This window comes from Sulfurovum sp. TSL1, from assembly GCF_019972135.1.
Classification (GTDB): domain Bacteria; phylum Campylobacterota; class Campylobacteria; order Campylobacterales; family Sulfurovaceae; genus Sulfurovum.
Genome location: NZ_BPFI01000001.1, coordinates 1620846 through 1640900, shown reverse-complemented (window position 1 = coordinate 1640900; position 20055 = coordinate 1620846). Strand labels below are relative to the sequence as shown.

Sequence of the window (20055 nt, the reverse complement as noted above, 5' to 3'; positions counted from 1 at the left end):
GTTTTACTTTCATGTATAGATAAGAGTGCCATATTACATATTGGTTACTTTCTGTCTGCCACTACAATTATATATTATAGTGCAGTGTATGTTAAAAAACAAAGACGGGAGTGAATCAAAAAAAGCCAGTAGGTAACCCATGTATCTATATTTTACAGGATATGATAAATAAAGGGGAAAGTCTATGCAATATATGGCAGAGAGGAAGGGATTCGAACCCTCGATGAGTTGCCCCATACACGAGTTCCAGTCGTGCGCCTTCGACCACTCGGCCACCTCTCTATCATGGTTTACAGTGTCATAAGTCTCATGGTTCATTCATCTTCCTAAAACAATGGGTTTAGTTTTATGGTGAATGGAGATTATTTCATGTAAAAGAAGCTAGTACCCCTCCCCAGATCCCTGCGGCACACAGTAAAGAAAGGTGGGCTGCTACGTTCCCGTCCTGACCCGTTGTCTCTCAGAACCATTGCACAGGTCTGAAAAGAGGCATCGGAATTTTAGCCAAAGCAAGCTTATATTACTCTTCAGCATTGATGACACTCCATTCATTAAAAGGGATCGCTTCAAAATAGAGTTTTTCTATATGATATTCGTAGGTATTGGCCACTGTGACAATGGTCACTTTTTTGATCCCGTACTTTTTGTAGATAGAAAACTTGCTTTGGGATTTTACCCAGAGACTCTCTTCGCTCTCAAAAGGCGCAGGGATGATCAGTTCATTGTTTTTTGTGACATATCCATGTATCCCGAGTGTCTCTACCTCAATGCCGTGTTTCATAAGGGCCAAGGCTATCATCGTCTCAAACTGCAAGATAAAAGGCTGTCCCAGGGTAAGGTATTTCGCAAAGGCAAAGTCAAAAATCAACATCTTCTTCCCGGATTTTTGATATCTGTCCTCGATGAATAAAACGAGTTTTTCTTCTGTAAAGAGCTTCATCGTTCTATAAAGCCAATCCTTGGAGACTTTGAATTTTTCCTTTGCAAATGTATAGATCTGATGGGTAGTGAGATGTTTGGTATGGTGTTGTGCGAGCACGAGAAGCAACTTCTGCTCATTGGTATCGAAAGCACTTTTGAAAAAGTTTTTCATCACGTGTATATGGTTTTTTTGTGACCTTGCCATCATCGGCAGGGTACCAGAGCGCAAGAAGTGGTTAAACCCGCTGCTCTGAGAAGTGGTGCTCTCAAAGGCAAGAAATTCTTCATAATCCAGAGGAAAAAGCTCAACGGGGATGAGGTCTTTATGATGAAGCGGTAGTCGTGAGAGAACAATGAGTCTTTCAACATTCGGGAAAGACGGAAGATAGCCTTCCGTATAATGATCCAGTATGAGCAGAACAATGCCCACACGGTCTATGTACTGCTGAAGAGCGAGGGTAGTGAGCCTATTGAATATCAAATTGGGATCTTCCATATCTATGTAGAGTGTCGTCTCTTCCTCCTCTTCTTGTATCAGATCAAGGATCATGGTCGTTTTTCCTGCACCCCGTGCACCGTAGAGGTTGATGTCTCCTTTGAGGGGTAATTGGCACTTTCTTGGCACATAATTTACAGTGGCATAACGTTGATTTTGGTAATATTCAAGTAATTCCATGACAGTGTCCATCCTATGGTTTCCTTTTTATAAGGAAACTTTTTTCAATATTGTAGCGTTTTTAGACTAAAAAACATTGCACCTTTCAAAAACTTTGGGTATAATTCGCGTTCCTAAATTTATGTTAGAGGGTTAACCCCCTGTGTTTAGGCACGTACTAACGAGTTCTTTTAAAGGTAAAATATGGAAAAAATTAGATTAAAGCTTAAAGCTTACGATCACAGAGTATTAGACAGATCAGTTGCTGCTATCATAGATGCAGTTAAACGTACAGGTGCAGAGATTAGAGGGCCGATTCCAATGCCAACTAAACTTAAGCGTTATACGGTTCTTAAATCACCACACGTCAACAAAGACGCACGTGAGCAATTTGAGATCAGAATTCACGGAAGAATGATCGACATCGTTTCGGCTACTTCAGATACTATCGATTCACTTATGAAGTTGGATCTAGCACCTGAAATAGAAGTTGAAATCAGATCAATGGACAAGTAGGAGTAGAGAATGGAATTTATTGTAGAAAAAATTGGTATGAGCAGAACTGTTGATGTACCAAGTGTTCCAGTTACACTTCTTAAAGTTATTGAAACGAAAGTTTGTGAAGTGAGAGAAGACGGGAAAGCACTTGTTGCGTATAACTCTAGTAAAAAACTGAATAAGAGCATCGAAGGTCAGCAGACTAAATACGGTGTATCTAAAGAGTTTAACAAATTCATGACTATTAAAGTTGCTGAAGGTACTGAAGCTGGTGATCTAAGCACAGCGGCATTGGCTGAAACATCTGTAGTGAAAACTTCTCTTGACACTAAGGGTAGAGGTTTCCAAGGTGGTATGAAGCGTCACGGTTTCGGTGGTGGACCTGGTTCACACGGACACAGATTTGGTAGAAGAATCGGTTCGATCGGTAACGCTGAGTGGCCTGGTCGTGTTATGCCTGGTAAAAAAATGCCTGGACAATACGGTAACACACAAGTTACTGTGAAAAATGACGTCATGTCGTTTGATGCTGAAAACGGTATCTTAGTATTAAAAGGTTCAATTCCTGGTCACAATGGGGCTAGAGGATTGGTAAGGATAGTTAAATAATGAAAACAACAGTAATTAAAACAACAGACCTTCCACAATCGTTTCTGGAAGTTCACCCGCATAACCTTTACCTCTATTGTAAAGCGTATGCTGCTGGTCTTAGAGCCAACACTGCACAGACTAAAACAAGATCTGATGTACGTGGTGGTGGTAAGAAACCATGGGCTCAAAAAGGTGGCGGACGTGCAAGAGCGGGTTCATTGAGATCACCTGTTTTTGTTGGCGGTGGTGTTGCATTTGGTCCAAGTACGAACAAGAACTATGACCAAAAAGTGAACAAAAAGCAAAAGAAACTTGCGCTCTACCATGCATTGGCAGAGATGGCAGCGAACGAGAGACTTTTTGTGGTTGACAATATTGAAATTGCATCAGGTAAAACAAAAGATGCAATGGCATTTGTAAACGGGCTTGAGCAAAGAGATGTACTTGTAGTGAAAGAGATGATCGATGATAAGACTTTCTTAGCATTCAGAAATCTTCAGAACGCATACCTCATTGAATCAAATGAGCTTAATGCTTATCTTGCGGCTGCATATCACTCAATCGTGATTGAAAAAGCACTATTTGATAAATTGACGAAAGAGGCTTAAGATGGCAGATATTACAGATATTAAATCAATTATGTATACAGAGAAGAGTTTGGCTCTTCAAGAAGATGGTGTCATCGTAGTTCAAACGACTCCAAGAATGACTAAAAATGGTCTTAAAGAAGTATTTAAAGAATTCTTCGGGATCAATCCACTTAGAGTAAACTCAATGAGAGTAGACGGAAAAGTGAAAAGATTTAGAGGTGTTGAAGGAAAAAGAGCAGACTTGAAAAAGTTCTATGTGAAGCTTCCAGAAGATGCAAAAATCGAAAGCTTAGCGGTATAAGGATAGAAGATGGCAATTAAAACATATAAACCAACCACACCTTCACGTCGTTATATGACTAACCTTGACAGTGGTGATATCACTGCCAAAGCAAGCGTTAGAGCTCTACTTAAGAATCTTCCGAGATCCGCAGGTAGAAACAGTAACGGTAGAATCACTTCTCGTCACAGAGAAGCGGGGGCTAAAAAACTATACAGAATCATCGATTTTAAAAGAAATAAATTTAACATCGAAGGTACAGTAGCAACTGTTGAATACGATCCGTACAGAAACTGTAGAATCTGTCTTATCAAGTATGTTGATGGAGACAGAAGATATGTACTTCAACCAAAAGGCCTTAAAGTAGGTGATAAGATCATGTCAGCGGAGTCAGGCCTTGATATCAAGACCGGTAATGCAATGAAATTGATGAATATTCCTGTAGGTACATTGGTTCACAACATTGAATTGAATCCTGGTCATGGTGGTCAGATCGCACGTTCAGCGGGTGGTTATGCACAGATCATGGGTAGAGATGGTAAATACGTTTCATTGAGACTTCCATCTGGTGAAATGAGATATGTACTAGGTACATGCCTTGCTACGATCGGTACAGTAGGTAACGAAGATTTCTCAAATATCGTTATCGGTAAAGCTGGTAGAAGCAGACACCTTGGTATCAGACCGCAAACACGTGGTTCTGCGATGAACCCGATCGATCACCCGCACGGTGGTGGTGAAGGTAAGACAAACTCAGGACGTCATCCAGTATCTCCATGGGGTACTCCGGCTAAAGGGTTTAAAACACGTAAGAAAAAAGCTAGTGATAAGTTAATTATCTCTAAGCGTAAGAAGTAAGGGGCTAAGATATGGCAAGATCGACAAAAAAAGGTCCATTCATCGATGGTCACCTAATGAAAAAAGTGCTTAAAGCAAAAGAAGAAGGTTCAAATAAACCAATCAAAACTTGGTCAAGAAGATCAGTGATCTTCCCTGAGTTTATCGGTTTGACAATTAACGTTCACAATGGTAGACAATTCGTACCGGTATTTGTAACTGAAAACCACGTAGGATATAAACTGGGTGAATTCGCACCGACAAGAACATTTAAGGGCCACAAAGGTTCTGTACAGAAGAAGGTAGGCTAATTATGAGTAGAGCATTATTAAAATTCGTAAGAGTATCACCTACTAAAGCTAGACTTATCGCTAGAGAAGTTCAGGGTATGAATGCTGAACTTGCTCTTGCATCATTAGAGTTTATGCCTAACAAAGCAGCGGGTATCATTTCTAAAGTAATTGCATCTGCAGTTGCGAACGGTGATTTTGAACCAGAAGAAGTAACAATCACTTCTTGTAGAGTGGATAAAGCAGCGGTAATGAAAAGATGGAGACCAAGAGCTAGAGGTACTGCTTCTAGAATCATAAAACCAACAGCACACATTCTTGTTGAAGTTGGCGTAGCTGAAAAAACTGGGGAGGACGCATAATATGGGTCAAAAAGTAAATCCTATAGGTCTTAGACTTGGAATCAACAGAAACTGGGAATCAAGATGGTTCCCTGCAAAAGGTAGAGCGCCTGAATTTATCGCAGAAGACCATAAAATCAGAAAATACCTTAAAAAAGAACTTTTCTATGCGGGTGTTTCTAACATCATCATCGAAAGAACAGTGAAAAAATTAAGAGTAAATATCGTGACTGCTAGACCTGGTATCATTATCGGGAAAAAAGGTGCAGATATTGAAAAATTGAAAGCAACACTTATCAAAATGCTTGGTAAAGATGTAGCGATCAATATTAAAGAAGAGAAGCGTCCTCAGGCTTCAGGTCAATTAGCAGCTGAAAACGTTGCAACACAACTTGAAAGAAGAGTTGCGTTTAGACGTGCAATGAAAAAAGTGATCCAAGGTGCACTTAAATCAGGTGCAAAAGGGATCAAGATCTCTGTATCTGGTCGTCTTGGTGGTGCTGAAATGGCAAGAACTGAGTGGTACCTAGAGGGTAGAGTGCCTCTTCATACGCTTAGAGCGAAGATCGATTACGGTTTTGCTGAAGCACATACGACGTATGGGATCATTGGTATTAAAGTTTGGATCTTCAAAGGTGAAGTTCTTGCTAAAGGTATCCAAGCTGAGCCAGCAGAAGAGAAAAAAGGTGGTAGAAAGCCATCTAGAAAAAGAGGTGAATAATCATGCTAATGCCTAAAAGAACTAAATGGAGAAAGCAGATGAAAGGCCGCAACCGCGGTAAATCTTTCAGAGGTAACAAAATTGAGTTTGGTGATATCGCGATCAAAGCAACTGAAGCTGGTAGAATCGATTCTAGACAGATCGAAGCAGCGCGTATTACTATGACGAGAAAAATTTCAAGAACAGGTAAAACTTGGATCAGAGTTTTCCCAGATAAGCCATTGACTGCTAAACCACTCGAAACAAGAATGGGTAAAGGTAAAGGTGGTGTTGATAAATGGGTAATGAACATTAAGCCAGGTAGAATTATTTTCGAAATGGCAGGCGTTGAAGAGACACTTGCAAGAGCAGCATTGACACTTGCGATTCATAAAATGCCATTTAAGTGTAAAATTATCACTTTAAAGGATAGTAATGAACTATATTGATTTAAAAGATAAAAATGAAGCAGAACTTACGGCGATGCTTAAAGAGAAAAAACTTGAATTGTTTACATTGAATGCAAAGCAAAAAACGATGCAATTAACAAACACTTCAGAGTTGAGAGTAGCGAAAAAAGATATCGCTAGAATTCAAACAGCACTAACTGCTGCTAGATCGAAGTAAAGGGTCAGACATGCCAAAAAGACAAATACAAGGTACTGTGATCAAAAAGGCTGGAGAAAAAACTGCGACTGTTTTAGTTGAAAGAAGAGTACTTCACCCAAGATATCACAAGACTGTAAAAAGATTTAAAAAATATCTTATTCACGATGAGAAGAACGACATCAATGTTGGAGATACAGTGAGCGCTATCGAATGTAGACCACTTTCAAAAACAAAAAGCTTCAGACTTCTTGAAATCGTGAAGAGAGGAGAAGTGTAATGATCCAAGGTTTTACAAGATTAAATGTAGCAGATAACTCTGGTGCCAAAGAGATCATGTGTATCAAGGTTCTTGGCGGATCTAAAAGAAGATATGCATCAGTAGGTGACGTGATCGTTGCTTCTGTGAAAAAAGCACTTCCAACTGGAAAAGTGAAAAAAGGTAAAGTTGTTAAAGCAGTCGTTGTTAGAACAAAAAAAGAGATCCAGAGAGAAAATGGATCACTGATTAGATTCGACGACAATGCAGCAGTAATTATCGATGACAAAAGAGAACCGATAGGTACACGTATCTTTGGTCCTGTAAGTCGTGAAACAAGATATGCAGGTTTTATGAAAATTGTATCACTTGCACCGGAGGTATGGTAATGGCTAAAACATTCAAGATCAAAAAAGGTGACCAGGTAATGGTTATCGCTGGTGATGACAAAGGTACAGTTGGAGAAGTTCTTCAAGTGCTTACTAAAAAAGATGCAGTAATCGTTGCAGGTTGTAAAACAGCTAAAAAAGCTGTAAAACCAAGCGAGCAGAACAAAGAGGGTGGATTTGTGAGCAAAGAAATGCCTATCCACATCTCAAATGTAAAAAAAGTAGAGGGTTAATCCTATGAGTAGAATGAAGCAAAAGTACAATGACATCGTTCCTGCACTTAGAGAAGAGTGCGGGGTTATAAATACGATGCAGACTCCGAAGCTTGAGAAAATTGTTATCTCTGTTGGTGCCGGTGAAGAAGGTAAAGATACTAAACTCATCGCTAATATGGCAGACACAATTTCACTAATTGCTGGTCAAAAAGCAGTAATAGTAAATGCTAAAAAATCAGTTGCTGGTTTTAAAGCAAGAGAAGGTGCTCCATCTGGTATCAGAGTAACACTTAGAGGTGAAAACATGTATAACTTCTTTGACAAACTTGTATCAATCGCACTTCCAAGAGTAAAAGACTTTAGAGGTACACCAAGAAAAGGTTTTGACGGACGCGGTAACTATAACTTCGGTCTTCAAGAGCAATTGATGTTCCCGGAAGTCGAATTTGATAAAGTGATCAAGACACACGGTATGAATATCACTATCGTAACGAGCACTGAAGATGATAAACAAGCATTCACGCTTTTAGAAAAGCTTGGTATGCCTTTCGCTAAAGGGAGAAACTAATGGCTAAGAAATCAATGATAGCTAAGCAACAGAGAAAAGCAAAATTCTCTACGCAAGCATATACAAGATGTAACATTTGTGGTAGACCTCACTCAGTATACAGAGATTTCGGTCTTTGTCGTGTGTGTTTAAGAAAAATGGCCAATGAAGGTCTTATCCCTGGCATGCGCAAAGCAAGCTGGTAAGGAGAATTAAAAGATGATGACAGACATAATTGCAGACTCTCTTACTCGTATAAGAAATGCTGCGCAAAGAAGACTAGACGTAACAACACTTCTTCACTCAAAGACGATTGAAGCAACCGTATCTATTTTTGTAGACAAAGGTTACCTTGAGAGTTACAAAGTAAAAGAAGATGGAAACAAAAAAACAATAAAAGTAGTTCTTAAATATGACGAGGATGAAAAAAGCGTGATCAACGAGATCAAAAAAATCTCTAAGCCTGGTAGACGTGTACACCAAGGTAAAGATGATATTAGAACATTTAAAAATGGTTACGGTACTTTGGTTGTTTCAACAAGCCAAGGTGTTCTTGCTAACGATGAAGCGTTTAAACGTGGAATCGGTGGTGAAGTAATCTGTAGTATTTGGTAAGGAATAAAAGATGTCAAGAATAGGAAAAAGACCAGTAACTGTGGCAAGTGGTATTGAAGTATCACTAGACGGTACGACTCTCGTGGCTAAAAAAGGCAATCTTGAAAAGAGACTTGAAACTCATGGTAGAGTTGGGATCAGCATTGATGGTTCAGAAGTGACTTTTGAAAGAAAAGGTGATGAAAAACAAGATGCAGCGTTCTGGGGAACATACAGAGCACTCTTCAACAATATTATCATTGGTTTAGACCAAGGTTACAGTAAATCTTTAGAGATCAATGGTGTTGGTTACAGAGCAGCCGTTCAAGGTAAAGTACTTAACCTTCAATTGGGACACTCACATGATATTAACTATGATATCCCTGAGGGACTTGAAATCACAGTTGAAAAAAACGTGATCACTGTAAAAGGTACAGATAAGCAAGCAGTGGGTCAAGCTGCTGCTGAGATTAGAGATTTCAGACCACCAGAACCGTATAAAGGCAAAGGTGTGAAGTATACAGATGAAGTGATCATCAGAAAAGCTGGTAAAGCAGCTGGTAAGTAAGGAGCGGTAGATGTTAAAAAGTATTCAAAAAAGAAAAAATAAACTTCGCGCTCAAAGAAAAGCTAGAGTAAGAGGTAAAATCTTCGGTACAGATACAAATCCGAGATTGACTGTATTCAAGTCAAACAAGCACTTTTATGCTCAAGCGATCAATGACACTACTGGGACTACACTTGCTTCTGTTGACGGCAGAAAGCTTGGTCTTAAAGTAAACCAGGAAGATGTAAAAAAAGTAGCTGCTGAGATGGCTAAAAACCTTGCTTCTAAAAACATTGAAACTGTTGTTTTCGACAGAAATGGTTACCTTTACCACGGTGTTGTTGCGTCATTTGCTGATGCACTTAGAGAAGCCGGAATCAAGTTTTAAGGAATCATGATGGAAGAAATAGAAAAAGAATTTGAAGAAGTAATCGTTAATATCGGTCGTGTTACCAAAGTTGTTAAGGGTGGTAGAAGATTTAGATTTACTGCGCTCGTAGTGATCGGTGACAGAAACGGTACTGTTGGATACGGATTTGGTAAAGCCAAAGAAGTTCCTGATGCGATCAAAAAAGCGGTTGATGATGCTCACAAAAACCTTGTGAAAGTAAACATCAAAGGTACAACACTCGCACATGATATCGAGCACAAATTCAACGCAAGTAGAATCGTGCTTAGACCAGCGAGTGAAGGTACAGGTGTTATTGCCGGTGGTGCTGCCAGACCAGTACTTGAGCTTGCAGGGGTAAAAGATGTCCTTTCAAAATCAATCGGTTCAAACAACCCAAATAACCTAGTAAGAGCGACAATCCAAGCACTTACTAGAATCAAAGCGTAAGGGGTAAAGTATGGGTTTACATAATTTACAACCTGCTCCAGGTTCAACTCGTAACAGAAAAAGAGTTGGTCGTGGTCAAGGTTCAGGAACAGGTAAAACAGCTGGACGTGGTCAAAAAGGTCAAAAAGCTAGATCTGGTTACAAAAGAAAAAGAGGTTTTGAAGGTGGTCAACAGCCACTTTACAAAAGATTGCCTAAAATCGGTTTCACTTCTAGCGTTGAAAAACCATATGTGATCAATGTAGAAAAGATCAAAGCAATCGCTGAGCTTTCTGAAATTACACTTGAGACGATCAAGTCAGTGCATAAATTGCAAAAGAATGTAACGAAAGTGAAGTTGATCGGTGCAAGTGCAAGAGATCTTGCATCTAAGATCAAAGACGACGCTGTTACAACAAGCGGAAAATAATTATGGGCAATGCTTTAACTCAAAAAATCCTTATCACACTAGGATTCCTTTTTGCGTACAGAGTTTTAGCCTATATCCCAACTCCAGGTGTTGATTTGAATGTGATCAAAGAGTTCTTTGATAGCAATACAAACAACGCCCTTGGGCTAATGAATATGTTCTCTGGTAATGCCGTTGAACGTTTAAGTATCATCTCTTTAGGTATCATGCCTTATATTACTGCTTCCATCGTTATGGAACTTCTCGCAGCTACTTTCCCCGCACTTGGTCAAATGAAAAAAGAACGTGACGGCATGCAAAAATATATGCAGATCATTCGTTATTTCACTATATTTATTACGGTAGTACAAGCTATCGGTGTATCTATGGGACTTCAGAGTATGACAGGTAGAGCGGGACAGAGTGCAGTGATGATCGATCCTATGATGTTTACAATTATTACGACTTTCTCTATGCTGGCAGGTACGATGTTGTTGATGTGGATCGGTGAACAGATCACACAAAAAGGTATCGGTAACGGTATTTCACTGATCATCTTTGCGGGTATTGTCTCTGGGCTACCATCTGCGATCGGAAATACAGTGAGAGCAGTAAATGCCGGCGAGATGAACTTTTTAGTGGTACTTGGTATTTTGGCAATTATGCTGATCACTATCCTGGCCATTATCTATGTTGAACTTGGTGAGAGAAGGGTACCTATCTCTTATTCAAGAAAGACGATCATGCAGAATCAAACAAAGAGAGTCATGAACTACATTCCTGTAAAAGTAAACCTTTCAGGTGTCATTCCTCCTATCTTTGCTTCAGCGGTATTGATGTTTCCTCTGACTATGCTTCAGTCAAGTACTACGCCATTTCTTGTAGCGATTGCTGACTCATTGGCACCAGGTGGTATCACATTCAATGTGGTCACTTTCCTGCTTGTCATGTTCTTTGCATTCTTCTATGCATCGATTGCATTTAATGCGAAAGATATAGCAGACAACCTGAAAAGACAAGGCGGGTTCATTCCTGGCGTGAGACCAGGTGAACATACAAAAGAATTCCTGAATGAAGTGGCAAGCAGACTGACCGGTTCAGGTGCAGTGTATCTTGCGATCATTTCGACAGTGCCGTTCTTGATCATCTCCGGAATGGGTGCATCTTTCTATTTTGGTGGGGTTGCCGTACTTATTATCGTTCAGGTTGCACTCGATACCATGAGAAAGATCGAAGCACAAAGAACTATGAATCAATATGATACATTGGGTAATGTAGGTCTATAATGGCTATTGCTATCAGAAAACCAGATGAGATCGCCAAGCTTAAAAGAGCTGGCGAGATCGTTGGAAAAACACTTCAATATCTTCAAAATATCATCAAACCAGGTATGACACTGAAAGAAATCGATGCTTTAGGTGAAGCCTATATCCGTGAACACGGTGCAGTACCGTCGTTTAAAGGATTGTATGGTTTTACCGGTTCTGTATGTACTTCGGTCAATGAAGTATGTATTCATGGTATCCCTACAGATAGAGTGATAGAAGAAGGTGATGTGCTCGGTTTAGATATCGGGACAAAACTGGATGGCTATTTTGGTGATGCTGCGATCACAATGGCAGTAGGTAAACTATCTGCAGAAGACGATGCGCTTATCGAGTGTGCAAAAGGCGCACTTTATCATGCGATCGATTCTATCAGAGAAGGTATGCGCTTTAAAGAATTGTCAAAAATTCTTGAAGATTATATCGTTTCTGCAGGTTATGTACCATTGCGTGATTATTGCGGCCACGGTATCGGTACGAAACCGCATGATGAACCAAATATCCCCAACTATCTTGAGGGTAAAACAAACCAGGGACCTAAAATTAAAAACGGTATGGTCTTCTGTTTGGAGCCTATGGTATGTCAAAAAAGCGGGCAACCAGTACTGCTTGAGGACAAATGGTCAGTTATAAGTGAAGATCAACTCAGATCAGCACACTATGAACATACGGTTGCAGTGGTAGACGGTAAAGCTATCATATTGACTGAAGCGTAAGCTTCATCATTTGACACAATTAAGAATATAAAGTAGAAAATGAATAAAGGAATACAATGGCTAAAGATGATGTTATAGAGATTGACGGTAAAGTGGTTGAAGCATTACCAAATGCGACATTTAGAGTTGAGTTGGATAATGGTCACATTGTCCTTTGTCATATTGCCGGTAAGATGAGAATGCACTACATTAAAATTCTTCCGGGTGACAAAGTAAAAGTAGAACTTACACCTTACAGCCTTGATAAAGGTCGTATCACATTTAGATACAAATAATTAATAAACAGTGATCTCCAAACTATTTAGAGATCACTGTTACTCTTTATAGACTATACTATAGCAATGCGAAAAATTATTCTAAACACCTCTTTTTTGAAAATTATCCTTCTTTCCTCTTTTATTTTTATTTTTTTAGAACTATTTGCTTCTTTGATCATATGGAAAATGTATGAAGATAAACGGGCTGCAGTTTTTGAGAGAAAAGTAAAAGTTTTTAACGATGTCTACAAGAACACACGTAAATCCTACTCTAAGATCACAAAACTACTGTATGATGAAATTATTAACACCCCCGGGGTCATTGATCAGTTCAAACAGGCAAAAGATGCCGGCCCCGAAAAGCAGAAAAACATACGTCTTTCTTTATATAAACTACTGATCCCTACGTATGAAAGTCTAAAATCGATCAATATAAGACAGTTACACTTTCACTTACCCAACGTAAGCAGTTTTTTACGTTTTCATAAACCTGAGAAATATGGGGACTCACTTGTAGGCATACGTCACTCTCTTGAAATTGTCAATAAAGAGAAGAGATATGTGGAAGGGTTTGAAGAAGGAAGAATCTATAACGGTTTTCGTTATGTCTATCCGCTCTTTGACGAAGAAAAGAGACATATAGGCAGTGTTGAAACTTCTCTCTCCTTCAAAGCATTAAGCAATGATATAGAAGAGACACTCGGTGATGAAATAGACTTTATCCTTAAAAAGTCAATTGTCGAAAGAAAAGTATGGGAAGATGAAAAAAGTCACTATATCATGAGCCATATCAACCATAGCTATATGCATGAAAAAGGAGATGAATATATTCCTATCATGTACAAATATCAACAGATCAATCAATCTATCTCGAAAGAAGTCACACAAAAAATGCAAAACCAGAAAGGGTTTTGCATTTCTAAAGAGAAAACAACCGTCACCTTTATCCCCATCAGTAATGTTGAGGGGGATAAAAATGCAGCGTATCTCATAAGTTATGAAAATTGTGAAGAGATAAGCAGCATTGAAAAAGATGCTTTGACCCTATTGGTGATATCTACCCTCATTCTATTGATTTTATCAATGCTTATTTTTGTAGTATTGCAAAAAATTTCAAAGATCAATGAGATTGCTACGTATGATAGTCTTACCGGAACTTACAATAGAAATACAATGAATGAACTCTTGGAATATGAACTTGAACGCATTGAACGTAAACAGAAGCCACTCTCAATTCTTTACATTGATATAGACGATTTCAAACCAGTCAATGATAAGTATGGACATGAAAAGGGTGACTTTGTTTTGAAAAAAGTCGTTGAACTTATGCTACAGAAACTCAGAAAGAGTGACCGTTTAGGGCGATGGGGCGGCGAAGAATTCCTTGTAATGTTGCCAGAAACAGATGAAGAGGAGGCGGTATTGGTCGCAGAAAAATTACGGGAAGTGATTTCCATGGGCGACTATGCAATGCCTAGAGAGTTGACTTGTAGTTTTGGGGTAGCCACATATAGGGATGCAGAGGACCTTGATAGTCTGATTGCCAGAGCCGACAGATATCTGTACAAAGCAAAAAAAGAGGGTAAAAATAGAGTAGTATCTCATTTCTAGATATCTAGAATATATACATATTATATGTATAAGAAAAAATTAATGCAAATCTGGGTATAATCCTCCTCCCTATTACCATTAGGCTTTTAGGAATCTGCGCGAAGAATCTTTGATTAAGCCGCACCGATTACTCAAGGGTTGGATTATGATACATCAATAATCCACGCAAAACAGGGGTGTTGTCAAACACTCTAGGTGCACAAATATATCGTAGGAGTAACCAATGAAGGTTAGACCATCAGTGAAAAAAATGTGTGATGACTGTAAAGTTATTAAACGCAAGGGTATCGTACGCGTGATTTGTAAAAATCCAAAACATAAACAAAGACAAGGATAAACATGGCACGTATTGCAGGTGTTGATTTACCACAAAAGAAAAGAATGGAGTATGCACTTACTTACATTTACGGAATTGGGTTGACGACTTCAAGAAAAATTCTTGACAGAACAGGTGTTGATTATAACAAAAGAGTACATGAACTTACAGATGCTGAAGCAGCAACGATCCGTAATGATATTCAAGAAAATGTTATGGTTGAAGGTGATCTTAGAAAAAAAGTGACTTTAGATATCAAAGCACTTATGGATCTAGGTTCATATAGAGGTCTTAGACACAGAAGAGGTCTGCCTGTGCGTGGACAAAAAACAAAGACAAATGCGCGTACTCGTAAAGGTAAGCGTAAAACTGTCGGTGCGGCATAAGGAGTAGGTTAGATGGCTAAGAAAAAAGCAAAAAAAAGTATTGCTAAAGGTGTAGTGTACGTAGCTGCAACTTTCAATAACACTGTGATTACAGTGACTGACGAAATGGGAAATGTTATCTCTTGGAGCAGTGCAGGTGCACTAGGTTTCAAAGGTAGCAAAAAATCAACTCCTTTTGCTGCTACTGAAGCTGTAGCGGATGCAATGGCAAAAGCAATGGAGAACGGTATCAAAGAAGTGGGGATCAAAGTTCAGGGTCCTGGTTCAGGTAGAGATACTGCAGTGAAAGCAATTGGTGCAACAGAAGGTATTCGTGTAACATTCTTAAAAGATATTACACCACTTCCACATAATGGTTGTAGACCACCTAAGAAGAGAAGGGTATAAGCATGGCAAGATATAGAGGTCCAGTTGAAAGACTAGAAAGAAGACTTGGTGTTGATCTTGGGTTAAAAGGTGAGAGAAGACTCGCTGGTAAAAGTGCATTGGAAAAAAGACCATATGCACCAGGACAACATGGACAAAGAAGAGCAAAGATCAGTGAATACGGTCTTCAACTTCAAGAGAAGCAAAAAGCTAAATTTATGTATGGTGTAAGTGAAAAACAATTTAGAGCACTTTATAAAGAAGCAAACGCTAAAGAAGGGAACACAGGTTCTATCCTTATCCAACTTCTTGAGCAAAGACTTGATAATGTTGTTTACAGAATGGGATTCGCTACAACTAGAGCGTCAGCAAGACAATTCGTAAACCACGGACATGTATTGGTGGATGGGAAAAGAGTAGATATCCCTTCTTTTAGAGTAAAAGCAGGTCAAAAAATCGAGATCAGAGAGAAAAGTAAAACGAATCCTCAGATCCTTAGATCAATCGAACTGACTAATCAAACAGGTATGGTTGATTGGGTTGATATGGACAAAGAAAAACTTTTTGGTCTATTCACAAGAATTCCGGAGAGAGAAGAGATCGCAATCCCAGTGGAAGAGCGTCTAATCGTTGAGCTATACTCTAAATAATACATACATAAGTAAAGGCTATTAATGAGAAAAATTAAAATTGCACCATTTATGCCAACGGAAGTAGAAGTAAATGAGATCAGTGCAAATCGTGCTGAGATCGTTGCTTATCCTTTTGAGAGCGGTTATGCTGTTACACTTGCACATCCACTAAGAAGACTGATCTTAGGTTCTTCTATCGGTTATGCACCTATTTCGATCAAGATCGAAGGTGCTGCACATGAGTTCGATAACATCAGAGGTATGCACGAAGATGTTGCTGTATTTATTATCAACCTCAAGAACATTCGTTTGAAAATTAAAGACGAGAGTGACAGAGTTGAATTAAAATACAGTTTTTCTGGGCACAAAGAAGTGACAGCGCAAGACCTGAACAATGATCAAATCGAAGTGGTGAACGGTGATCTGCCGCTTGCAACATTGAATGAAGATGCGGAGCTTAACTTTACAGTAGTGATCTCAAAAGGTATTGGTTATGTACCAAGTGAAGACCTTAGAGATGATGTTGAAAGTGACAGCATTGCACTTGATGCTTTCTTTACTCCGGTAAGAAAAGCGAATTATAAGATTGATCCTGTACTTGTAGAGGACAATCCTAATTTTGAAAAGATCACATTCGATATCGAAACAGATGGTCAGATCGGTCCGGTTGAAGCATTTACAAATGCATTGGAAGTTATGAATAAGCAACTTTCTGTTTTTAATACGGTACTGGATCTAGATATCTCTGTAGCACCGGTAAAAAGAAACAGTGATGATAGCGAACTCAAACCTTTCATGCAAACTGTCGATAGCCTTGGGCTTAGTGCAAGATCATTCAATTCACTTGACAGAGCTGGATTAAAGTTCCTCGGTGAGTTGGTATTGATGAGTGAAAATGAGATTAAAAATATCAAAAATCTTGGTAAAAAATCTTTAGATGAAATCTCTGAGTGTCTCGTAGAGCACGGATTTGGTCCAGATTTTGAACTTTCAGATGTTACAAGAGTGAATCTTGTAAAGAAAATAGAACAACTTAAAGCATAGTTGTTACAGTAAAGGAATATTATGAGACATAAGCATGGTTACCGTAAATTAAACAGAACGTCTTCTCATAGAGCGGCGCTTCTTAAAAACCTATCAATTGCTTTGACAAAAGAGGGTAGAATTGAGACTACATTGCCAAAAGCTAAAGAGCTTAGAAGTTATTTTGAAAAGCTTATCACTAAAGCTGCTTCTGGTGATTTTAACGCACACAGAGCAATTTTTGCAATGTTACAACACAAAGAGTGTACAAATACGCTTGTAAACGAGATCGCACCAAAGTATGCAGACAGAAACGGTGGATATACAAGAATTATTAAAACACGTATGAGAAAAGGTGATTCAGCACCTATGGCAATTATCGAACTCGTATAATTCCCTCTGAAACTTCACTATTCAAGGCTTTGCCTTGAATACGATGCACTACATCATTTAATCATTAAACCATTCAAACACCCATTGACAAAGTAATACTTTTAGTGTATAACACACTTAAAGAACATAGTAACAAAGATTTTACTATGATTTTGTTATAATAATTTTATGAGATGTCTCTAGTATAGAGATGCAAACTAAGGAGAAACATTGATACCATTTACAGATGAAGAATTAGAACCTGCCGTAATGAACGTCATAGACAAGGTGAGACCTTCTATTAAACTTGATGGAGGGGATATCACACTCATTGCCATTAAAGATGGAAAAGTCTTTGTCCAGCTTCAAGGTGCATGTGTCGGTTGCGGTAGTTCAGGTACAACGATCAAGTTCGGTGTGGAGAGACAGATGCAAACCCTTATTCACCCTGAGATCACAGTAGTCAATGTACCTGCGGGGTTTGAAGACAAATTGGATCAATTGTAATTTAAGATGAGCAAAATAAGTCAAGATTTATTGCTGAAAAGAGCCGAAAGCGAGTTTCTACAGGGAGACTATGCCAAGGCACTTCGAAGTTACGGTTTGATCTTAAGGGATTATCCTACGTTAGATGAAGCAAAAATAGGCGTCTACTTGAGTGATCTGGGGATAGAGAGTCAAGAGGAAGCACAAGCTTTGTTTGACTACTATCAGATGATCAAGAACGAGAAGGAGAATGCTGTGGATATCATCGATGGACTTATTGAGAATCTAGACAGCTCAAAACATAAGTTACAAGAACTTTTGATTGAGCCCTTGGAAGAACAGATAGAATATGGCGATGGTATACGTTATAGTGATTTCCTGGAACTTGTAAAGAGCAGGGGCAGCTTCAAAAAGACATTTGAAGATATTATGTTTTCGACCAAGGTAGTGATCACGAATAAGGAAGAGTTTATAGATTTTGTTACACAGCTTGCAAACGAAGGATTTGATGAGATGGCACTGGGATACCTGGATGCTTCATCGAGCCTCTTTGGGAATGATCAGGAGATACTCGCACTTTACCATGTGGTTAGAGGGCAAAAATAGTGAAATTGGATTTCCAAAAAGATGGTTATCTTTTTCTGACAGATGATACAAGCAAACTCGATAAAGATACGATCTTTTTAAAAACGACACAAAATAGCCGCTATTACGAAACATTGGCGTCGAAACCGGAAACACTTACAGTGGGTGAGCTGATCTCTTTTTGGGGACTCGAAAAGATGAAAGTGGTAGGTGTGACCGGAACGAACGGTAAAACGACGGTAACCGCAGCCATTTACTCTTTTTTGCTTGATCTGGATGAGAAGCCGGCACTGCAGGGTACGCGCGGTTTATTTGCGCAGGAAAAGCGGATAGAAGAGAAGAGCATGACCACGCCTTCTATCCTCGAAACACTGCACAATATGAAACAGACGATGGATATGGGATGTAACTACTTCATCATGGAAGTCAGCTCCCATGCGATAGATCAAAACCGGATAGAGGGGTTAAGCTTTGCCCTTAAGGTCCATACCAATGTCACCTCTGACCATTTGGATTATCATGGTACCGTTGAAGAGTACAGACGTGTGAAGAGTCTCTTTTTTGCAGATGAATCACCCAAGCTGCTCAATAAAGATGACATTAAAAACATTACGTATAACCCCATAGGGGCACAGAGTTACGGAGTGGATGAGCCGGCAACCTTCAAAGTGCAGGCGTTCTCTTTGCTGAATGGTATCACGGCAGGGATCAAACATTTGCGGACCGAAGCAACCTTCCACTCACCCATGGTAGGCCTCTTTAACCTTTTTAACCTGATGGCAGCCATAGGTTCGGTACAGATGTTAACGGGAAGAAGCATAGAAGAGATATGTGAAGTGGTAGAGTATTTTGCAGGGGTCTCAGGGCGTATGGAAGTGGTGAGCAGAGACCCGCTTGTGATCGTGGATTTTGCACATACCGATGATGGTATGTATCAAGTGCTTGAGTCGATGAAAGACAGAGACATCTCGGTGGTCTTTGGAGCAGGCGGGAACAGAGATAAAGAGAAACGTCCCCGCATGGGAGCAGTTGCCGGCAGGTATGCAAACAAGATCTATGTGACCAGTGACAACCCTCGGGATGAAGTACCCGAAATGATACTTGAAGATATCTTACTGGGCTTGCACGGAAAGGACCATGTCACTGCGACTCCAGACAGAAGACTCGCCATAAAAATGGCACTTGATGCATTGGGAGAGAATGAAGTACTGCTCATACTCGGCAAGGGGGATGAGGACTATCAGGAGATCAAAGGGGTGAAGCATCCTTTTGATGACAGGGAAGTGGTACGGGAACTTCTAGATGAGAGAGCGTAATGCTCTTCTTATGGTATGAGGTATCAAGCGCCTTTAAATGGTACATTTAAACTTCAATTAAGTAAATCGGAGTAAAATACTCCCAATTAAACTTTAAAGGATTCTCATGGTACCAGGTACTATACCACAACCAGCGTTTTATATCTTCAAATGTCAGCAGTCTGCACCTCCGGGGATGCCAAAACCATCTTGTGTAAAAGCAGATGATCAAGAGTCACAAGAACTTTTTCAGTACCTTGCACAGAAATTGATGCAAAAAGGGATCATGCCTGCAGTTACACCTATTCAGACCGGTTGTCTTAACCGTTGTCAACAAGGTCCGGTAATGCTAGTAGAACCGGGGCATACAATGTATGTAGGTTTGACAAAAGAGAAGATAGATAGAATTATCGATGAGCATATCATCGGTGGAACAGTTGTAGAAGAGTATGTGATCCCGGCTGAAATGTGGGGAGAACCTCTTTCACCTGCAAGTCTGGCTCGTTAATTCTCTATACCCATCTTTTTAGGGTCGCACGACTTCATAGTGCGGCTTTCCAATTTCCCCACAATTTCAGTATAATATAACTATATAGGGG

35 protein-coding genes, 1 tRNA gene and 1 other RNA gene are annotated in these 20055 nt (G+C 39.5%); 34 read left to right on the top strand and 3 right to left on the bottom strand.

The genetic code is table 11. The features are described 5' to 3' along the window. Positions 1-194 precede the first annotated feature (194 nt). From LDM98_RS08125 to LDM98_RS08115, 3 genes are all read right to left on the bottom strand, one after another. Positions 195-282: transfer RNA gene (locus tag LDM98_RS08125), tRNA-Ser, on the bottom strand. Positions 283-388: 106 nt separating this feature from the next. Continuing rightward, positions 389-486, bottom strand: an RNA gene (ffs, locus tag LDM98_RS08120) — signal recognition particle sRNA small type. 34 nt (positions 487-520) lie between these two features. Next, positions 521-1597, bottom strand: coding sequence for an AAA family ATPase (locus tag LDM98_RS08115; protein WP_223898914.1), 1077 nt, complete (start codon positions 1595-1597; stop codon positions 521-523). A gap of 183 nt (positions 1598-1780) precedes the next feature. Between LDM98_RS08115 and rpsJ the strand changes: the two genes are divergently transcribed. From rpsJ to LDM98_RS07945, 34 genes are all read left to right on the top strand, one after another. Then, positions 1781-2092, top strand: coding sequence for a 30S ribosomal protein S10 (gene rpsJ, locus LDM98_RS08110; RefSeq protein WP_223891937.1), 312 nt, complete (start codon positions 1781-1783; stop codon positions 2090-2092). A 9-nt stretch (positions 2093-2101) separates the two neighbouring features. Then, entirely contained in the window at positions 2102-2683 is a 582-nt protein-coding gene (gene rplC / locus LDM98_RS08105; RefSeq protein WP_223898913.1) for a 50S ribosomal protein L3, read from the top strand. Beyond that, on the top strand, positions 2683-3273 hold the full coding sequence (rplD, locus tag LDM98_RS08100) for a 50S ribosomal protein L4 (RefSeq protein WP_223898912.1): 591 nt from the start codon (positions 2683-2685) through the stop codon (positions 3271-3273). Before rplC ends, rplD begins: the two co-directional genes overlap by 1 nt. Before the next feature lies 1 nt (position 3274). Then, entirely contained in the window at positions 3275-3556 is a 282-nt protein-coding gene (locus LDM98_RS08095) for a 50S ribosomal protein L23 (RefSeq protein ID WP_223898911.1), read from the top strand. A 9-nt stretch (positions 3557-3565) separates the two neighbouring features. Further along, positions 3566-4393 (top strand): 50S ribosomal protein L2, encoded by an 828-nt coding sequence (rplB, locus tag LDM98_RS08090; RefSeq protein ID WP_223898910.1) that lies wholly within the window; start codon positions 3566-3568, stop codon positions 4391-4393. 11 nt (positions 4394-4404) lie between these two features. Then, complete coding sequence (gene rpsS / locus LDM98_RS08085; protein ID WP_008244855.1) at positions 4405-4683, top strand: 30S ribosomal protein S19; 279 nt, start codon at positions 4405-4407, stop codon at positions 4681-4683. A gap of 2 nt (positions 4684-4685) precedes the next feature. Further along, on the top strand, positions 4686-5024 hold the full coding sequence (gene rplV / locus LDM98_RS08080) for a 50S ribosomal protein L22 (protein ID WP_223891932.1): 339 nt from the start codon (positions 4686-4688) through the stop codon (positions 5022-5024). A 1-nt stretch (position 5025) separates the two neighbouring features. After that, positions 5026-5724: a 30S ribosomal protein S3 gene (gene rpsC, locus LDM98_RS08075; RefSeq protein ID WP_223898909.1), complete on the top strand. Its 699-nt coding sequence runs from the start codon at positions 5026-5028 to the stop codon at positions 5722-5724. A 2-nt stretch (positions 5725-5726) separates the two neighbouring features. Beyond that, entirely contained in the window at positions 5727-6152 is a 426-nt protein-coding gene (gene rplP / locus LDM98_RS08070) for a 50S ribosomal protein L16 (RefSeq protein ID WP_008244852.1), read from the top strand. Then, entirely contained in the window at positions 6139-6330 is a 192-nt protein-coding gene (gene rpmC / locus LDM98_RS08065) for a 50S ribosomal protein L29 (protein WP_008244851.1), read from the top strand. Before rplP ends, rpmC begins: the two co-directional genes overlap by 14 nt. Before the next feature lie 10 nt (positions 6331-6340). After that, a complete protein-coding gene (rpsQ, locus tag LDM98_RS08060; RefSeq protein ID WP_008244849.1) occupies positions 6341-6589 on the top strand; it encodes a 30S ribosomal protein S17 in 249 nt (82 codons plus the stop codon). Further along, positions 6589-6957, top strand: coding sequence for a 50S ribosomal protein L14 (rplN, locus tag LDM98_RS08055; protein ID WP_008244848.1), 369 nt, complete (start codon positions 6589-6591; stop codon positions 6955-6957). The genes rpsQ and rplN overlap by 1 nt, the downstream gene beginning before the upstream one ends. Beyond that, positions 6957-7190, top strand: a complete 234-nt coding sequence (gene rplX / locus LDM98_RS08050; RefSeq protein WP_008244847.1) for a 50S ribosomal protein L24 — start codon at positions 6957-6959, stop codon at positions 7188-7190. The genes rplN and rplX overlap by 1 nt, the downstream gene beginning before the upstream one ends. Positions 7191-7194: 4 nt before the next feature. After that, a complete protein-coding gene (gene rplE / locus LDM98_RS08045; protein WP_223898908.1) occupies positions 7195-7740 on the top strand; it encodes a 50S ribosomal protein L5 in 546 nt (181 codons plus the stop codon). Then, entirely contained in the window at positions 7740-7925 is a 186-nt protein-coding gene (locus LDM98_RS08040; RefSeq protein WP_012084111.1) for a type Z 30S ribosomal protein S14, read from the top strand. The genes rplE and LDM98_RS08040 overlap by 1 nt, the downstream gene beginning before the upstream one ends. A gap of 13 nt (positions 7926-7938) precedes the next feature. Then, a complete protein-coding gene (gene rpsH / locus LDM98_RS08035) occupies positions 7939-8334 on the top strand; it encodes a 30S ribosomal protein S8 (RefSeq protein ID WP_223898907.1) in 396 nt (131 codons plus the stop codon). 10 nt (positions 8335-8344) lie between these two features. Then, positions 8345-8881, top strand: a complete 537-nt coding sequence (gene rplF, locus LDM98_RS08030; protein ID WP_223898906.1) for a 50S ribosomal protein L6 — start codon at positions 8345-8347, stop codon at positions 8879-8881. Between the two features lie 10 nt (positions 8882-8891). Then, on the top strand, positions 8892-9248 hold the full coding sequence (gene rplR / locus LDM98_RS08025) for a 50S ribosomal protein L18 (RefSeq protein WP_223898905.1): 357 nt from the start codon (positions 8892-8894) through the stop codon (positions 9246-9248). A gap of 9 nt (positions 9249-9257) precedes the next feature. Further along, positions 9258-9698 (top strand): 30S ribosomal protein S5, encoded by a 441-nt coding sequence (rpsE, locus tag LDM98_RS08020; RefSeq protein WP_008244839.1) that lies wholly within the window; start codon positions 9258-9260, stop codon positions 9696-9698. Between the two features lie 10 nt (positions 9699-9708). Beyond that, positions 9709-10107 (top strand): 50S ribosomal protein L15, encoded by a 399-nt coding sequence (gene rplO / locus LDM98_RS08015; RefSeq protein WP_223898904.1) that lies wholly within the window; start codon positions 9709-9711, stop codon positions 10105-10107. A gap of 2 nt (positions 10108-10109) precedes the next feature. Continuing rightward, a complete protein-coding gene (secY, locus tag LDM98_RS08010) occupies positions 10110-11372 on the top strand; it encodes a preprotein translocase subunit SecY (RefSeq protein ID WP_223898903.1) in 1263 nt (420 codons plus the stop codon). Then, positions 11372-12127: a type I methionyl aminopeptidase gene (map, locus tag LDM98_RS08005; protein WP_223898902.1), complete on the top strand. Its 756-nt coding sequence runs from the start codon at positions 11372-11374 to the stop codon at positions 12125-12127. Before secY ends, map begins: the two co-directional genes overlap by 1 nt. Before the next feature lie 56 nt (positions 12128-12183). Then, a complete protein-coding gene (gene infA / locus LDM98_RS08000; protein WP_008244832.1) occupies positions 12184-12402 on the top strand; it encodes a translation initiation factor IF-1 in 219 nt (72 codons plus the stop codon). A 168-nt stretch (positions 12403-12570) separates the two neighbouring features. Beyond that, the gene (locus LDM98_RS07995) at positions 12571-13995 is read left to right on the top strand and encodes a diguanylate cyclase (protein ID WP_223898901.1); all 1425 of its coding nucleotides are present in this window, start codon (positions 12571-12573) and stop codon (positions 13993-13995) included. 223 nt (positions 13996-14218) lie between these two features. Continuing rightward, entirely contained in the window at positions 14219-14332 is a 114-nt protein-coding gene (gene rpmJ, locus LDM98_RS07990) for a 50S ribosomal protein L36 (RefSeq protein WP_008244830.1), read from the top strand. 2 nt (positions 14333-14334) lie between these two features. Beyond that, the gene (gene rpsM, locus LDM98_RS07985; protein WP_223898900.1) at positions 14335-14697 is read left to right on the top strand and encodes a 30S ribosomal protein S13; all 363 of its coding nucleotides are present in this window, start codon (positions 14335-14337) and stop codon (positions 14695-14697) included. Positions 14698-14709: 12 nt separating this feature from the next. Continuing rightward, the gene (gene rpsK, locus LDM98_RS07980; protein WP_223891918.1) at positions 14710-15084 is read left to right on the top strand and encodes a 30S ribosomal protein S11; all 375 of its coding nucleotides are present in this window, start codon (positions 14710-14712) and stop codon (positions 15082-15084) included. Between the two features lie 2 nt (positions 15085-15086). Then, on the top strand, positions 15087-15713 hold the full coding sequence (gene rpsD, locus LDM98_RS07975; RefSeq protein WP_223898899.1) for a 30S ribosomal protein S4: 627 nt from the start codon (positions 15087-15089) through the stop codon (positions 15711-15713). Positions 15714-15737: 24 nt separating this feature from the next. Continuing rightward, positions 15738-16739: a DNA-directed RNA polymerase subunit alpha gene (locus LDM98_RS07970; protein WP_223898898.1), complete on the top strand. Its 1002-nt coding sequence runs from the start codon at positions 15738-15740 to the stop codon at positions 16737-16739. Positions 16740-16760: 21 nt separating this feature from the next. Beyond that, positions 16761-17111, top strand: a complete 351-nt coding sequence (gene rplQ, locus LDM98_RS07965; RefSeq protein WP_223898897.1) for a 50S ribosomal protein L17 — start codon at positions 16761-16763, stop codon at positions 17109-17111. A 210-nt stretch (positions 17112-17321) separates the two neighbouring features. Further along, positions 17322-17597, top strand: coding sequence for a NifU family protein (locus LDM98_RS07960; protein ID WP_223898896.1), 276 nt, complete (start codon positions 17322-17324; stop codon positions 17595-17597). A gap of 6 nt (positions 17598-17603) precedes the next feature. Then, the gene (locus LDM98_RS07955; RefSeq protein WP_223898895.1) at positions 17604-18182 is read left to right on the top strand and encodes a hypothetical protein; all 579 of its coding nucleotides are present in this window, start codon (positions 17604-17606) and stop codon (positions 18180-18182) included. Beyond that, positions 18182-19477 (top strand): UDP-N-acetylmuramoyl-L-alanyl-D-glutamate--2,6-diaminopimelate ligase, encoded by a 1296-nt coding sequence (locus LDM98_RS07950; RefSeq protein WP_223898894.1) that lies wholly within the window; start codon positions 18182-18184, stop codon positions 19475-19477. Before LDM98_RS07955 ends, LDM98_RS07950 begins: the two co-directional genes overlap by 1 nt. A gap of 106 nt (positions 19478-19583) precedes the next feature. Next, entirely contained in the window at positions 19584-19964 is a 381-nt protein-coding gene (locus LDM98_RS07945; RefSeq protein ID WP_223898893.1) for a ferredoxin, read from the top strand. The last annotated feature ends 91 nt before the right edge of the window (positions 19965-20055 follow it).